Origin of the sequence: Streptomyces sp. NPDC060000, from assembly GCF_042737375.1 — a bacterium.
In the GTDB taxonomy this organism is placed as follows: Bacteria; Actinomycetota; Actinomycetes; order Streptomycetales; family Streptomycetaceae; genus Streptomyces.
In genome coordinates this window covers 1-13,882 of the sequence record NZ_JBHWUU010000041.1, presented here as the reverse complement: position 1 = coordinate 13,882, position 13,882 = coordinate 1, and the positions used below count along the sequence as shown (strand labels likewise).

Here is a 13,882-nt window from a genome sequence, read left to right as displayed (position 1 = left end):
CCATGCCCATACCCATGCCCAGGCCCGTCTCGCTCGACGGCCTCGTCCTCGCCCCCGTCGCCGACCAGGCGCCGGGCCAGGTCGGCACCCGCACCCGCTTCACGTACCACGAGCGCGGCGGCGAGATCTGGGCGGAGTACACGGGCGGTGACGTCGTACGCGGGCATCTTGTGGGTACCCGGGAGGGGGACCGCCTCGACTTCCGGTACGTACAGCTCAAGCACGACGGGACGACGTCCTCGGGGCACTGTGTGTCGACGGTCGTGGAGCTCGCGGACGGACGGGTACGGCTCGAGGAGGCCTGGGCGTGGGAGTCGCAGGAGGGCAGCGGCACCAGCGTTGTGGAGCAGGTCACGGCGCACGACGGCTGACTGACGATTCGTCAGCCGCCTAAGGTGATCAGGTGAGTGAGCAGAGGCAGGAAGAAGGCGGCCCGTCCGGGCGGCGCGTGGTGGTCGTCGGCGCGGGCATGGCCGGGGTCCAGACCGCCGTCGCCCTGCGCGAACAGGGCTTCGACGGCACGGTGACGCTGATCGGCGCGGAGCCCCACCAGCCCTACGACCGGCCCCCGTTGTCCAAGGCCGTGCTGCTCGGCAACGCCGAGGGCTCCGCCTTCGACGTCGACTTCGAGGGCCTCGGCATCGACCTCGTGCTCGGCCGCGAGGTCGACGGCCTTCGCCCGGCCGACCACGAGCTGGACACCGGGGCCGGGCCCGTCCCGTACGACGTCCTCGTCCTCGCCACCGGAGCCGAACCGGTCCGGCTGCCCGGCGCCGAGGGGGTGCCCGGCGTGCACCTGCTGCGCACCCTGGACGACGCCGAACGGCTACGGCCGGTCCTCGCCCAGCAGCACGACGTCGTGGTCGTCGGCGCCGGCTGGATCGGCGCCGAGTTCGCCACGGCCGCGCGGGAGGCCGGCTGCGCGGTCACCGTCGTCGAGGCCGCCGACCGGCCGCTGGCCGGGGCGCTGCCCGCCGAGGTCGCCGCCCCGATGGCCGCCTGGTACGCCGACAACGGCACCGTGCTGCGCACCCACGCACGCGTGGAGCGCGTCGAACCCGGCGCGGTCGTCCTCGACGACGGCTCGCGGCTGCCCGCCGGCGCCGTCGTGGTCGGCATCGGCGCCCGCCCCGCCACCGCCTGGCTGGCCGGCTCCGGCATCGCGCTGGGCGCCCACCGGGAAGTCGTGGCCGATGCCCACCTGCGCACCTCCCTGCCCGACGTGTACGCGGTCGGCGACTGCGCCTCCTTCCCCTCGGGGAGGTACGGCGAGCGGCTCCTCGTCCACCACTGGGACAACGCCCTCCAGGGACCGCGCACGGTCGCGGCGAACATCATCGGCACGGCCACCGACGAGCCCCCGGCCGTCTACGACCCCGTCCCGTACTTCTGGTCCGAGCAGTTCGGCCGCTTCGTCCAGTACGCCGGGCATCACGCCGACGCCGACCGCGTCCTGTGGCGCGGCGACCCGTCCGGTCCGGCCTGGACGGTCTGCTGGCTGCGCGAGGACCGGGTGGTCGCCCTGCTGGCCGTGGGGCGGCCGCGCGACCTCGCCCAGGGCAGGCGGCTGATCGAGGCGGGCACGCCCATGAACCCACGGCTCCTCGCGGACCCGGCGCGGCCGATGAAGGCGGCGACGGCCGAGGCCTGAACCCCTGGTCGGACCGTCCCGGCTTCCGACTGTCAGCGGCAGATGGCAGGCTTGTTCCCGTGACCGAGATTGACGCAAAGACCGATGCTCTAGTCCCCGCCTGGCTCACCGTGCCCGACATCGCGGAGATGCTCGATTCCGACGTGATCCGCGTCCGGCAGCTGATCAAGGACGGCCAGCTCATCGCCGTGCGCCGTGGCGAGAACCGCGCGCTGCACATCCCCGCCGCCTTCATCGACGGGGACAAGGTGGTGAAGGGCCTGGTTGGGACCCTGACCCTGCTGCGGGACGACGGCTTCAAGGACGAAGAGATGCTCGAGTGGCTCTTCACCCCCGACCCGAGCCTGCCAGGCACGCCCGCGCAGGCCCTGAGTGAGAATCGCGGCACGGAGGTGAAGCGCCGCGCCCAGGCGCTCGCCGTCTGACCCGCGTATTCGAACCGATCCGGTGTGCGGGGGCGCTCGCTCCCGTACGCCACCGCCCTGGGGGACTTCCGTATGCCCGACACCGCCCGCGCCCGGCTGGCCGGCGCCCTGCTGTACCTCTGCACGGACGCCCGCACCCGCCAGGGTGACCTCCCGGAGTTCCTGGACGCTGTCCTCGCGGGCGGTGTCGACATCGTCCAGTTGCGTGACAAGGGCATGGAGGCCGCCGAGGAGCTGGAGCACCTCGAGGTGTTCGCCGACGCCTGCGCCCGGCACGGCAAGCTGCTCGCGGTCAACGACCGCGCGGACGTCGCGCACGCGGCCGCCGCCGGCGTACTCCACCTCGGGCAGGGCGACCTGCCGGTCCCCGCGGCCCGCGCCATCCTCGGCGAGGACATCCTCATCGGCCGCTCCACGCACGCGGAGGCGGAAGCCGGGGCGGCCGCCGTCCAGGAGGGGGTCGACTACTTCTGCACCGGCCCGTGCTGGCCCACCCCGACCAAACCCGGCCGGAGCGCCCCCGGCCTGGACCTGGTCCGGCACACGGCCTCCCTCGCCACCGACCGCCCCTGGTTCGCCATCGGCGGTATCGACCTCGGCAACCTGGACGAGGTGCTGGCGGCCGGCGCCCGCCGGGTCGTCGTCGTCCGGGCGATCACGGACGCGGACGACCCGGGTGCCGCGGCCACGGAGTTCGCGAAGCGGCTGAGCGCCGCGTGACCAGGCCGTACCGCTGTCCAAGGGATGGACAACAAGTCGACAATCCGGGCAAATGTCCCGCATGCGGTTGGGGGACGGGCCACCCCTGACTAACCTGCCCGTATGGCCTCAGGAACCGCATCCACCAGGACGGACCGCGCGCGTACCGTGCGCGACATCCTGGCGACCGGCAAGACGACGTACTCGTTCGAGTTCTACGCGCCGAAGACCGCCAAGGGTGAGCGGAGCCTGTGGAACGCGCTGCGCAGGGTCGAGGCGGTCGCCCCCGACTTCGTCTCGGTGACGTACGGGGCCGGCGGCTCCACCCGGGCGACCACGGTCAGGGAGACCGAGCAGATCGTCGCCGACACCACCCTCACGCCCGTCGCGCACCTCACCGCCGTGAACCACTCCATCGCGGAGCTGCGCAACATCATCGGCCAGTACGCCGACGCCGGGATCCGCAACATGCTCGCCGTGCGCGGCGACCCGCCCGGCGACCCCATGGGCGCGTGGGTGCCGCACCCCCGGGGCCTCACGTACGCCGCCGAACTCGTCCAGCTCATCAAGGAGTCGGGCGACTTCTGCGTGGGCGTCGCCGCCTTCCCCGAGATGCACCCCCGCTCCGAGGACTGGGACACCGACGTCTCGCACTTCGTCGACAAGTGCCGGGCCGGCGCGGACTACGCCATCACGCAGATGTTCTTCGAGCCCGAGTCGTACCTGCGTCTGCGCGACCGGGTCGGGGCGGCCGGCTGTGTGACTCCGGTCATCCCCGAGGTCCTCCCGGTGACGAGTGTGAAGATGCTGGAGAGCCTGCCCAGGCTCAGCAACGCCCACTTCCCGGCCGCCCTGAAAGAGCGGATCCTCACAGCCAAAGACGATCCGGCCGCTGTACGCTCCATTGGCATCGACTTCGCCACGGAGTTCTGCGCTCGGCTACTGGCCGAGGGAGTGCCCGGACTGCACTTCATCACGCTCAACAACTCCACGGCGACGCTGGAAATCTACGAGAACCTGGGCCTGCACCACCCGCCGCAGGCCTAGACCGGTCGCACCGGTATACGACACACTGCGTAGCGGCCACTGGGAGAGGGGCGTACATGGGCTGGACGGTCCTCTACATCGCGTTTGGCTTCGTCGCGCTGTGGCTACTCGGCGAGGTTCTGCTGCAGTACAAGGCGCGGCTGCGCTGGCGGCTGCTGGCCTTCGTCGGCTTCCTCGGCGTCGTCCTCGGTGTCCTGATCCCGTCGGTCGTCGTCATCGCGCTCGGCGCGGCCGCCTTCGCGGTCGGCCAGACCTACGTCACGCTGTCGTTCCGGCGCGGCTTCGCCGAGGGCTGGGCCTTCCGGCGCGGGGACGCGGACACGGACGGTGACGACGGGGCCGTCACCAAGCGCCGCCGCGGCAAGGCCGAGCGCAAGGACCCGACACTCCAGGTCTCCGGCCTGGAGACGGGCGAGGCCGGATTCGGCGCCGGCCCGCGGTACGGCGCCGACAACCTGGCGTTCGGCCAGGACGGGAACGCCTTCGGCGACAAGAGCGCCCTCGGTGACGAGGACTACGACCGCGACGACGTCTTCACGCCCACGGCCCGCGCCGCCGAGTCCACGTCCGTCTACGAGCCGCAGCCCATGCCCGACGACACCGGCTCCTACGGCGTCTACAGCGATGCCGCGTACGCGGCCGCGACCGGCCAGGGCCAGTCGCAGGGCCAGTCCCAGGACCAGCCTCAGGGCCAGCCTCAGGACCAGTACGCGACGGCCGCCCAGGGCGCCGACCAGAACTACGGGTACGACAACACGTACGCCGGGTACCACCAGCAGCAGTACGGCTACGACGCCACCGGCGAGCAGCAGTACGCGGCCTACTCCGACCCGTACATCGGCACCCAGACCTACGGCGGCGGCTCCTACGACGGCGGTTACGGCCAGCAGCAGTACGGACAGCAGGGCTACGGCCAGGAGCAGTACGGCACCGGCGGCTACGGGGAGACCCCGGCCGGCGGCGTCTGGGTCCCGCAGCAGCGCAACACCGACGACCCGCTCGGCGGTGAACTCCCGCCCGAGCAGCAGCAGTACCCGTACCAGGGTGACGGGCAGCAGCAGGGGCACCAGGGCAACGGCTACGACGAGCAGTACCGGTTCTGACGGCCGCGTTCCCCTCGGCACGCGCCCTGCCGGGCGCTGCGGGTGTCGCCGCGGTTCACTGTGAGCCGCGGAACTGCGGGCCCTCCACGATCAGTCCGGACACCAGCGCACCCGACATGCCCGAGTGCGGCAGCCCACCGCCCGGGTGCGACCAGCCGCCGACGGTGAACAGGCCTTGCAGACCGGTGGAGTTGGCGGGATGCAGCAGGCGCCCCCCGGCCGCCGCCAGCGTCGGCGCAGGGACCGATCCGCCCGCCGCGCCGGTCTCCCGCGCGATGTCGGCGGGGGTGCGCACCTCACGCCACAGAACGCGGTCGCGCAGACCGGGGACGGCTCGCTCGGCGACGGCCACCAGTGCGTCCACGTGCTCGTCGTGGATCTCCGACCCGGCGGGGACCACGGCACTGAGCGTGACCGCCTCATGGTCGGCGTCAGGGACCAGGGCCGGGTCGTCGGGCCGCAGCACCGTCGTCGTCGGCCGCGCGGGCACCGACGGCGTCGCCCCGAAGAGACTCGCCAACTCCGCGTCGCGGTCCTGTGTGTGCACCACCGTCCGGTGCGCGGCTCCCTCCGGCCGGGCGCCGCGCAACGCGAGCAGTACGGTCAGCCGGCTCGGAAGGCCTCCCTGCGGGGCGACCTCGCCGTCCGCGCGGGCGGGCAGGCCGTCCACGCCGCCGGGGGCGACCACGAAGTCCGCCTCCCGTGCCGCGCCTTCGGCGAGCTCCACGCCCGCCACCCGGCCGTCCTTCTCCAGGATCCGGACGACCCCGGCGCCGAAGACGAACTCCACCCGGCGGGCCAGGCACCGCTCGTAGACCGCGCGCGCCAGCTCCCGCATCCCCCCACGCACGTACCACATGCCGAAGGCGTGCTCCATGTACGGCAGGACGGCCGCGCTCGCCGGGGTGACCCGCGGGTCCAGGCCGTACGCGAGCGCGTGGCCCTCGACCAGCGCGGCGAGCCTGGGGTCACGCAGCTCCCAGGCGCCGACCTCGGCGAGGGTGCCCGCCGCGCGGGTGCGCAGCAGCCGCTTGTGCGGGACCGCCGGGTAGGGCTCGCGGGCGGCAAGCACCGACCAGTCGGGCCACAGGGGCTCCTCCAGGAGCGGCCGGCGGGTGCGGTCCCAGGCCTCCCGGGCCCGGACCAGGAAGTCGCCCCAGCGCTGCCCGGCGTGCGCCCCGAGCGCCTCGTCCAGCGCCGCGACGACGCCCGCGCGCGAGGCGTTCGGCAGCGCCACCTCGGTGCCGTCCGCGAAGACGTGCCGCGCGGACGGATCGACCTGGACCAGCTCGACGCGGTCCTCCAGCGACTCCTTGCCGGTCTTGACGAAGAGGTCGCGGTAGACGGCGGGGAGGGGCAGCAGACCGGGACCGGTGTCGAAACCGAAGCCGTCCCGCTCGAAGCGGCGCACCGCTCCGCCGTACGTCGTCGTACGTTCGTACACCGTCACCCGGTGGCCCGCGACGGCCAGCCGGGCGGCCGCCGTCAGCGCGCCCATCCCGGCGCCGATCACCGCAATCCCTGCCATGCCCGTGACTTTATCGGCCGCCACCGACAGTCACCCGATCAGCCCGGTGGCGGCGGCCACGGGTGCCGGCCGAGCCGGCGTTCCTCGCGCCGTTGCCCCCTGCGCCGCAGGAACCGGCGGATCCGTGAGACGAGGAGGAACAGGATCAGCAGCCCGGCCAGCAGCAGGGCTCCCGCGAGGACCGAGGCGGCGACCGGATGGAAGATCGCGAACGTCACGACCCCGGCGACCCCGAGATCCTCGGCCAGGCTCACGATCACGTTGCTGAACGGCTCCGGCGAGGTGTTGACCGCCATCCGGGTGCCGGCCTTGACGGCATGGCTGGCCAGCGCCGTCGAACCGCCGAGCAGGCCGGCCGCCACATCGGAGAGCGAACCGCTCTGCCCGGCGAGCAGTGCGCCCACCCAGGCCCCGGCCGCCGGCCGGACGACCGTGTGCACCGTGTCCCACGCCGAGTCCAGGTACGGGATCTTGTCGGCGACCGCCTCGCACAGGAACAGGACGCCCGCGGCGATGAGCACTTCGGGGCGCTGCAGGGATTCGGGGACGTCGTCGCTCAGTCCGGTCGCGCCGAACACGCCGAGGAGCAGCACCACCGCGTAGGCGTTGATGCCGCTGGCCCAGCCGCTGGTGAACACGAGGGGGAGTACGGACACGGACGTGATCGTAACCAGTCGGCCGCTCGGCGTCCTGGGGATGAGTGCGCAGCGCTGAGCATGCGTACCTAGTGGGTGAGTTGAGTACGCGCACGGATGGGGGCGGACCTGCGCGGACGGGAGAGTGGTGGCACGGAAGGGGGCGCGGCTCCGGCACCGGCGACACGGGGCGCCGGAACGGAGCCGCCCTCGATCCGCTCCTTCCGCCGGCTGGTCAGGCGGGAGCGAGACGCGGGGGGCACCCCGGGGGAACGACCGCACGGGGGAACGACGGGGGACAACGGGGGAGGGACGGGGGGAACGGGGGAGCACGAGAGAGCGCCGGTCCGAGGCGGCCCACGGGGGACGTGGCCACCGCGGACCGGCGCTTTCGTGTGCGGTGCGGTCGTCGCCGAACGCGCGCGTGCGAGTTGCATGCGCGGCGGGCGACGACCACGACGGCCGGCCTGCCGCGGCGTCGATGGGGGCGCATGCGCCGATGACTTCCGGTGGCCACCGCTGACTAACGGTTACCGCTGACCCGCCCCTGGAGCAGCCGGGACAGCGCCGCGTGGACGTCGTCCAGGGACCGCTCCGGCTGGAAGGCCTGCCAGTCCAGCGCGGCCACCAGCACCATGCCCACCAGCGCGGCCGCCGTCAGCTGAACATCGATCTCGTCGCTGAACTCGCCGGTCTCGACGCCCTCGCGCAGCACCCCCTCGACGACGGCCACCGCCTCCTGCCGGACCACCATGAGCGTGGACTGCCAGGCCCGGTTGGTGCGCCACAGCTCGGCCACGTAGAGCTGGGTGAAGGACGGGTAGCGGTCGATGAAGACGAGGCCCGCGCGGACCATCGCGTCCAGGGCGTCGACCCTGCTGCCGCCCTCCCGGTCCGTGCGCTCGGCCGCCTCTCGCAGCGAGGCGGTGAGGAGGCCCACGCCGTGCCTCAGCAACTCCTCGAAAAGGACCGACTTGCTCGCGAAGTTGTAATAGACCGTGCCCTTCGCGACGCCGGCCCGTTCGGCGATCTCGTCCACTGTCGTGGCGGAGAAGCCCTGCTCGGCGATGAGCGTGACGGCTGCCTCGTAGAGCTTCTGCCGGGTGGCCTCGCGGCGGGTGCGGCCGCCCGGGGTGGTGCTGCTTTCCATGGTCCTGATTGTCACAGGAACCCCGCCCGCCGGATGCCGGATCCTCACAGGCTCAGCTCCGGGTGCAGCCGGTCCATGGTCCACACCTGGCGGCGCCGCGCCGACAGGGCGGTCAGCGCGAGGGCCCCCAGGGTGAACGCGGTGAGCACCACGCACGCGTGCCAGACCGGTCCCTGGCCGCCGCCGGTGATGAGCCTGCGCAGCGCCTCGACGACGTAACTCATCGGCAGGAAGGGGTGGATGGCGTTGAAGAAGCTGGGGCTGGTCTGCACCGGGTAGGTACCGCCCGCCGAGGTCAGCTGGAGCATCAGCAGAGCGAGTACGAGAATCCGGCCGGCCGCCCCGAAGCGCGCGTTGAGCCACTGCACGAGGGCCGCGAAGCACGCCGCCACCAGGAACAGGAAGCCCACCGTGCCGGCCGCGTGCGTCATCTCCAGGCCGATCGCCCAGTGCAGCACGGCCATCAGGGCCGTCGTCTGGAGCACTCCGATCGCGACCACCGGCAGCCAGCCCGCCAGCGCGATCCGCCATGCCGGGGCGCCTGCGGCGAGCGCGCGCCGGTTCATCGGCGCGATCAGCATGTACGCCACCATCGCGCCCACCCACAGCGACAGCGGGATGAAGTACGGGGCGAACCCGGTGCCGTAGTTGGGCGCCTTGTGCAGGTCGTGGGAGGCCAGCTGCACGGGGTCGGCCATGACGGCGGTGCGCGCGTCGCGCTGCTGTGCGTCGTAGTCGGGGATCTGCCCGGCGCCGTCGTGCAGGCCGTCGGCGAGCTTTCCGGAGCCGTCGGAGAGCTTGAAGATGCCGCCGTTGAGGTCCTGGGCGCCCGTCTCCAGCTTGGTGACGCCGGCGTCCAGGTCGACGGACCCCGTCTTGGCCGTGCCGATCCCGGTGTGCAGCGTCTTGGCGCCCTTGGCGACCTTCGCGGCACCCGTGTTGAGCGCGTTGACCTGGGTCACGGCGGCGTTCAGGTCCTCGGAGAGGTGCGGGGAGCTGTCGGCGAGCGACTGCGCCTGCTTCTGGAGGGTCGCGAGGTTCGTGCGGAGTGTCTTCAGGTCGCCGTCCTGGTCGGCGACGAGGGTGTTGAGGTCGTCGGCGACCTTCGCCACGTCGGCGGCCGCGTCCTTGGCCTTCTTCAGGTCGGCGCATGCGGTGTCGGGCAGCACCGGCGTCTCGCAGCGCGCCTCGTAGATGACGGCGAGCGCGTCCGAGGCCGTGTGGGCGCCCTCGGCGGCGGTGGGCGCCCTCTTGACCAGGGTCGCGAGGTTGTCGCGGATCACCTTGGCGGAGTCGGCCACCAGCTGGGCGGTGTCCCCGATGGTCTTCTCGTTGTCCCTGACGAAGGGCCCCAGGGTGTCGGCGACCCCGTTGACCTTGTCGGCGAGCCTCTGGGTGCCGTCCGCGACCTTCTGCGACCCGTCCTCCAGGTCGTCGGCGCCCTTGTCGAGCTTCTTCAGGCCCTTCGCCAGTTTGCCGCTGCCGTCCTTTGCGTCGCTCAGCCCGTCGGCGAGGTCCTTGGAGCCCTTCTCTGCCTTCCCGATGCCGCCGGTGAGGTCGTCGGCCCCGTCGGCGGCCTTCGCGGTCGCGCCGTGGATGTCGGAGAAGGAGACGAAGATCTTGTCCAGGAAGGACCGCGAGGCCTTGGTGGACGCGGCCGTGCGCACCTCGCTGAAGACCGTGCGCGAGATCTGCCCGACGATGTAGTTGTTCGCGTCGTTCGTGCGCACCTGGAGGGCGCTCGTCTCGGGGGAGTCGCCGGCGCTGGAGGCGATCCGCGTGCTGAAGTCGGCCGGCATGGTCAGCGACAGGTAGTACTTGCCGTCCTCCACGCCCGCGCGTGCCTCGGCGGCACTCACCTCGCGCCAGTCGAACACCTTGCTGTCGCGCAGGCCCTTGGTGATCTCGTCCCCCGCGCTGATCCGCTTCCCGTCCGCGGTGGCCCCCTTGTCGTCGTTCACGAGCGCCACGGGAATGCGGTCGAGACGGCCGTACGGGTCCCAGAAGGACCACAGGTACAGCGCGCCGTACAGCAGGGGCAGCAGCAGAAGCGCGACGAGGGCGGCCCGGGGGAGCCTGCCCCGCCCGAAGCGCCGCAGCTCAAGCGCGGCCAGTCTCGGCGATCGCATCCGACTTCTCCTCTTCCTGCTCGACGCCGGCGGACCTGGTGGACCGGGCGGACCTGGTGGACTCGCCGGCCTGGGTGGACTCGGCAGGCCCGGCGGCCTCGGTGGAACGGGTGGGCCTGGTGGCCTTGGTGGCCTTGTCGGCCACGGCTGACCCGGTGGATTCGCCGGCCGAGTCGGACCCGGCAGCCCCGGTGGGGTCGGCGGCCGCGGCGTCGTCGTCGCGCCTGGCAGACCCGGCAGGTTCGCCGGCCGCGTCGGACTCGGCGGCGGTCCGGTCGGCGGGCTCCGTGACGGTGTCCCCAGGGGGCCCGGCAGCGGTCTTCCGGTCCGCCGGGACGGCGTCCGAGCCCGTGGAGACCGTGACGGTGCCCTCGGGGGCCTCGCCGCACACGGCGAGGACCGTCGTCCCCGCCTCGGCGAGGGACCTGAGCAATACCCAGACCTCCTCCCGCTCGGCGTCCGTCAGCTTCAGGTCGACGTCGTCGACGGCGAGCAGCCCGGGGCGCCCGATGAGTGCCAGCGCCACGGACAGCCGCAGCGCCTCGAGCCGCTCCAGGTCGCGGACGGCGGTCCGTGACCTCTTGGGCAGGGCCTCCTGGTCGAGCCCGGCGGCGGCGAGCGCGGTGTCGATCCGCAGCCCCACCCCGGCCGCCCGCTCCGCGCGAGGCCGCAGCATCTCCCTTACGGGGCCGCCGAACCGCCGCTCAAGCAGGGCCCGTTCGCGCAGATGCTCCCCGACGGTCAGGGCGGGGTCCAGGTCGGTCACGCCGGCGACGTGCGCGAGTGCGCCGATCCGCCGCGCGGCGGCCAACTGCTTCGGCAGCCGTGCCCCGCCCACGGTCGCCGTCCCCTCGGTGGCCTTCATCCGCCCGGTGAGAGCGAGCAGCAGGCTGGTCCGGCCGGAGCCGGAGGGCCCCTTGACCGCGATCAGCGAGCCCGGCTCCGCGTCGACTCCGATACCCCGGAACGCCCATCCGCGAGGGCCTCGGAGCCCGAAGCCGTCGGCGGTGACACCGACTCCGTCCACAGGTCCCCCTGGTTGACGACAATTTGAACTGACTGGTCAGTGCAAAAACTAACCCGAACCTTCGATCGAAGCAAAAGCCCAGGTCAGAATGGATTGTCAGTGGCATACCGCACGATGGGGACATACGGCAGCCCGTATCGGACGTGCCGTCACACAGACGACAGGAGGTTCGTCATGGCCACCTACCACGCAGCCGCCGCAAACCGGCGCCGCGCCCCCGGCCCTGCCCCCTCACTGAACGGCCCCGCGAGCGACGTGCACCCCGTGCTGCGCCGCACCACGGCCCCGCCCGCCGCCCTCGACCTGCTCGCCCAGGCCCGCGCCGGGCTGGACGAGGCGGCCGTCCTCGACACCCCCAACGAGCGCTACGCGACGGCCCATCTCGCGGCCCTGCGCACCGCGGCGGCCGTGCTCGCCGCCCGGGGCCGCCCGGATCCCTCCCCCCGCCGTCGGGCCCGGATCCGGAGCGCATGGGAAGTGCTCCCCGAGATAACGCCCGAACTCACCGAGTGGAGTGCGCTGTTCGCCTCCGGGGCCCGGCGCCGCGCCCGGGCCGAGGCGGGCATCCAGGGCGCGGCCACCCGCCGGGACGCCGACGACCTGATACGCGACGTGGCGATGTTCCTCCGCCTCGTCGAGCGCATGCTGGTGCTCCAGCCGGTCCTTCCGCAGCCGCGCCAGGAGGGGGACGAGCCGGACGGCTCCGGTGCGGTGCGCGACCTGCCGGACACGGGCTGACATGCGCCGCCGCCGTGGCGCACCACCGTGACCGGGCAAGGTGCGGAGGCAATAGGGTGGAAGACGCCTGAAGCCTTCCCTGCGCCCACCCGCCCGCTCTGCGGGCCGGACCGGGGGCGGGGGCGGCAGCCCGTTCGCTCCGCCGCGCAAGAGGCGGTGCCGCGCCGAGGAGTCAACTGCCGTGTCGGACCCGATGCGCCCGCCCGTCTCCCCCCACCGCCCTGGCACGACGTCGCAACGCTCCGACGCCCTTCGACCCCGCGCCGCGCTCCGTACCGCCGTGGTCTGGGAGGTCCTCCAGGACGCCCTCGACCGCCGGGTCAAGGCGACCGGGCGGGAGTCGCTCGACGTCCTCGACACCGGCGGCGGCAGCGGCAACTTCGCGGTGCCCGTAGCCCTCCTCGGGCACCGGGTCACCGTCGTCGACCCCAGCCCCAACGCGCTGTTCGCCCTGGAGCGCCGTACCGCCGAGGCCGGTGTCGCCGACCGGGTGAAGGGCGTCCAGGGCGACGCCCACGGGCTGTTCGACGTGGTGGAGCGGGGCGGCTTCGACGCGGTCCTGTGTCACGGCGTCCTGGAGTACGTCGACGACCCGGCCGAGGGTGTCCGCAACGTGGTGGCCGCGCTGCGCTCGGAGGGTGTTCTCAGCCTGCTCGCCGCCGGCCTCGGCGGAGCCGTGCTCGCGCGCGCCCTCGCCGGCCACTTCAAGGAGGCCCGCCAGGCACTCACCAGCCCGGACGGGCGGTGGGGCGCCGGCGACCCCGTGCCGCGCCGCTTCACGGCCGAGCAGCTCACCGAGCTGGTCGAGGGCGCGGGCCTCCGGGCCGGGTCGGTGCACGGTGTGCGGGTCTTCGCCGATCTCGTCCCCGGGGTGCTCGTGGACACCGAGCCCGGCGCCCTGGAAGCGCTGCTGAAGCTCGAGGAGGCCGCCGCCGCACTCCCCGCCTTCCACTCCGTGGCCACCCAGCTTCACGTGTTGGCGGAGACGCGGGGGGCAGACGGGACCTGAGTGCCTCCCGGGGCGCGCCGCTGATCAGGGGCTTGGCCGCGCATGGAGTACGCCACAGGCCCCCCGTTCGGGCGCTGTGCGCCGTATGATCGAGGGAGACCGCCCGGCATGACGGGTCGGCCGCTGGGGAATCTAGTCCTCAGCGAGCCGGGACGTCCATGGCGGGCATCGGTTGGCCAATTGGCGTAGAGGGGCGGGTTTCACGGGGGCGATTCCCTGCCTATCCTGAAGGGACCCCCCGGGTCGCCCCCGGCGACTGCACGATGAGGAGGACTCCGTGCCGCTCTCGGAGCACGAGCAGCGCATGCTCGAGCAGATGGAGCGAGCGCTGTACGCCGAAGATCCCAAGTTCGCGTCGGCGCTCGAGGGAAGCGGGCTGCGTACGTACACCCGGCGGCGGGTCTACCAGGCGGTCGCAGGCTTCCTCGTGGGTATCGCGCTCCTCATGGCCGGTATGGTCGCCAAGCAGGTCTGGCTGAGCGTGATGGGTTTCCTTGTCATGCTGGGCTGCGCGGTTCTCGCGGTGACCGGCTGGCGCAAGGCTCCCAAGCCGGGCGAGCAACCGGCGGCAGGAGCCCCGGGCGCCGTGCACACTCGCGGTCAGGGTCGGCAGAAGCGCTCCGTGATGGACCGGATCGAGCAGCGCTGGCAGCGCCGCCGTGACGAGCAGGGCGGTCACTGACACCGCGGCACCACCCACATACGAACCACGTCGAACGTCGAGGGGCTGCAAGTATTATG

At 72.8% G+C, this 13,882-nt stretch carries 14 protein-coding genes; 9 read left to right on the top strand and 5 right to left on the bottom strand.

Annotated elements, in window-relative coordinates:
• The first annotated feature begins 2 nt into the window (after positions 1–2).
• From ACFWBB_RS21855 to ACFWBB_RS21830, 6 genes are all read left to right on the top strand, one after another.
• Positions 3–371: a hypothetical protein gene (locus ACFWBB_RS21855; RefSeq protein ID WP_385274878.1), complete on the top strand. Its 369-nt coding sequence runs from the start codon at positions 3–5 to the stop codon at positions 369–371.
• A 32-nt stretch (positions 372–403) separates the two neighbouring features.
• Entirely contained in the window at positions 404–1,651 is a 1,248-nt protein-coding gene (locus tag ACFWBB_RS21850; RefSeq protein WP_385274875.1) for an NAD(P)/FAD-dependent oxidoreductase, read from the top strand.
• Positions 1,652–1,710: 59 nt separating this feature from the next.
• Positions 1,711–2,076, top strand: coding sequence for an Rv2175c family DNA-binding protein (locus ACFWBB_RS21845; RefSeq protein WP_385274872.1), 366 nt, complete (start codon positions 1,711–1,713; stop codon positions 2,074–2,076).
• A gap of 72 nt (positions 2,077–2,148) precedes the next feature.
• Positions 2,149–2,796, top strand: a complete 648-nt coding sequence (gene thiE / locus ACFWBB_RS21840) for a thiamine phosphate synthase (RefSeq protein ID WP_385274869.1) — start codon at positions 2,149–2,151, stop codon at positions 2,794–2,796.
• Between the two features lie 102 nt (positions 2,797–2,898).
• Positions 2,899–3,822 carry a methylenetetrahydrofolate reductase [NAD(P)H] gene (metF, locus tag ACFWBB_RS21835; protein ID WP_385274865.1) on the top strand — a complete coding sequence of 308 codons (924 nt, stop codon included), beginning with the start codon at positions 2,899–2,901 and terminating at the stop codon, positions 3,820–3,822.
• 56 nt (positions 3,823–3,878) lie between these two features.
• Entirely contained in the window at positions 3,879–4,925 is a 1,047-nt protein-coding gene (locus ACFWBB_RS21830; RefSeq protein WP_385274862.1) for a hypothetical protein, read from the top strand.
• Between the two features lie 55 nt (positions 4,926–4,980).
• Here ACFWBB_RS21830 and ACFWBB_RS21825 read toward each other — a convergent pair whose 3' ends face one another.
• From ACFWBB_RS21825 to ACFWBB_RS21805, 5 genes are all read right to left on the bottom strand, one after another.
• Entirely contained in the window at positions 4,981–6,453 is a 1,473-nt protein-coding gene (locus ACFWBB_RS21825) for a phytoene desaturase family protein (protein ID WP_385274859.1), read from the bottom strand.
• Between the two features lie 38 nt (positions 6,454–6,491).
• Positions 6,492–7,109, bottom strand: coding sequence for a DUF4126 domain-containing protein (locus ACFWBB_RS21820; RefSeq protein ID WP_385274856.1), 618 nt, complete (start codon positions 7,107–7,109; stop codon positions 6,492–6,494).
• Between the two features lie 502 nt (positions 7,110–7,611).
• Positions 7,612–8,238: a TetR/AcrR family transcriptional regulator gene (locus ACFWBB_RS21815; protein WP_385274853.1), complete on the bottom strand. Its 627-nt coding sequence runs from the start codon at positions 8,236–8,238 to the stop codon at positions 7,612–7,614.
• 44 nt (positions 8,239–8,282) lie between these two features.
• Positions 8,283–10,367, bottom strand: a complete 2,085-nt coding sequence (locus ACFWBB_RS21810) for a YhgE/Pip family protein (protein WP_385274850.1) — start codon at positions 10,365–10,367, stop codon at positions 8,283–8,285.
• The gene (locus ACFWBB_RS21805) at positions 10,339–11,394 is read right to left on the bottom strand and encodes an ATP-binding cassette domain-containing protein (protein WP_385274847.1); all 1,056 of its coding nucleotides are present in this window, start codon (positions 11,392–11,394) and stop codon (positions 10,339–10,341) included. The genes ACFWBB_RS21810 and ACFWBB_RS21805 overlap by 29 nt, the downstream gene beginning before the upstream one ends.
• A 174-nt stretch (positions 11,395–11,568) precedes the next feature.
• Here ACFWBB_RS21805 and ACFWBB_RS21800 point away from each other — a divergent pair, with 174 nt between their 5' ends.
• The 3 genes from ACFWBB_RS21800 (at position 11,569) to ACFWBB_RS21790 (ending at position 13,823) form a co-directional block, all read left to right on the top strand.
• Positions 11,569–12,132 carry an SAV_6107 family HEPN domain-containing protein gene (locus ACFWBB_RS21800; RefSeq protein ID WP_385274844.1) on the top strand — a complete coding sequence of 188 codons (564 nt, stop codon included), beginning with the start codon at positions 11,569–11,571 and terminating at the stop codon, positions 12,130–12,132.
• A 181-nt stretch (positions 12,133–12,313) separates the two neighbouring features.
• A complete protein-coding gene (locus tag ACFWBB_RS21795; RefSeq protein ID WP_385274841.1) occupies positions 12,314–13,141 on the top strand; it encodes a methyltransferase in 828 nt (275 codons plus the stop codon).
• 277 nt (positions 13,142–13,418) lie between these two features.
• A complete protein-coding gene (locus ACFWBB_RS21790) occupies positions 13,419–13,823 on the top strand; it encodes a DUF3040 domain-containing protein (protein ID WP_385274838.1) in 405 nt (134 codons plus the stop codon).
• Positions 13,824–13,882: the final 59 nt, after the last annotated feature.

Excerpts from the sequence above, each read along its gene's own strand:
- ACFWBB_RS21855 (WP_385274878.1), top strand. The coding sequence starts at position 3 with ATGCCCATACCCATGCCCAGGCCCGTCTCGCTCGACGGCCTCGTCCTC.
- thiE (WP_385274869.1), top strand. The coding sequence starts at position 2,149 with ATGCCCGACACCGCCCGCGCCCGGCTGGCCGGCGCCCTGCTGTACCTC.
- metF (WP_385274865.1), top strand. The coding sequence starts at position 2,899 with ATGGCCTCAGGAACCGCATCCACCAGGACGGACCGCGCGCGTACCGTG.
- ACFWBB_RS21830 (WP_385274862.1), top strand. The coding sequence starts at position 3,879 with ATGGGCTGGACGGTCCTCTACATCGCGTTTGGCTTCGTCGCGCTGTGG.
- ACFWBB_RS21825 (WP_385274859.1), bottom strand. The coding sequence starts at position 6,453 with ATGGCAGGGATTGCGGTGATCGGCGCCGGGATGGGCGCGCTGACGGCG.
- ACFWBB_RS21815 (WP_385274853.1), bottom strand. The coding sequence starts at position 8,238 with ATGGAAAGCAGCACCACCCCGGGCGGCCGCACCCGCCGCGAGGCCACC.
- ACFWBB_RS21810 (WP_385274850.1), bottom strand. The coding sequence starts at position 10,367 with ATGCGATCGCCGAGACTGGCCGCGCTTGAGCTGCGGCGCTTCGGGCGG.
- ACFWBB_RS21800 (WP_385274844.1), top strand. The coding sequence starts at position 11,569 with ATGGCCACCTACCACGCAGCCGCCGCAAACCGGCGCCGCGCCCCCGGC.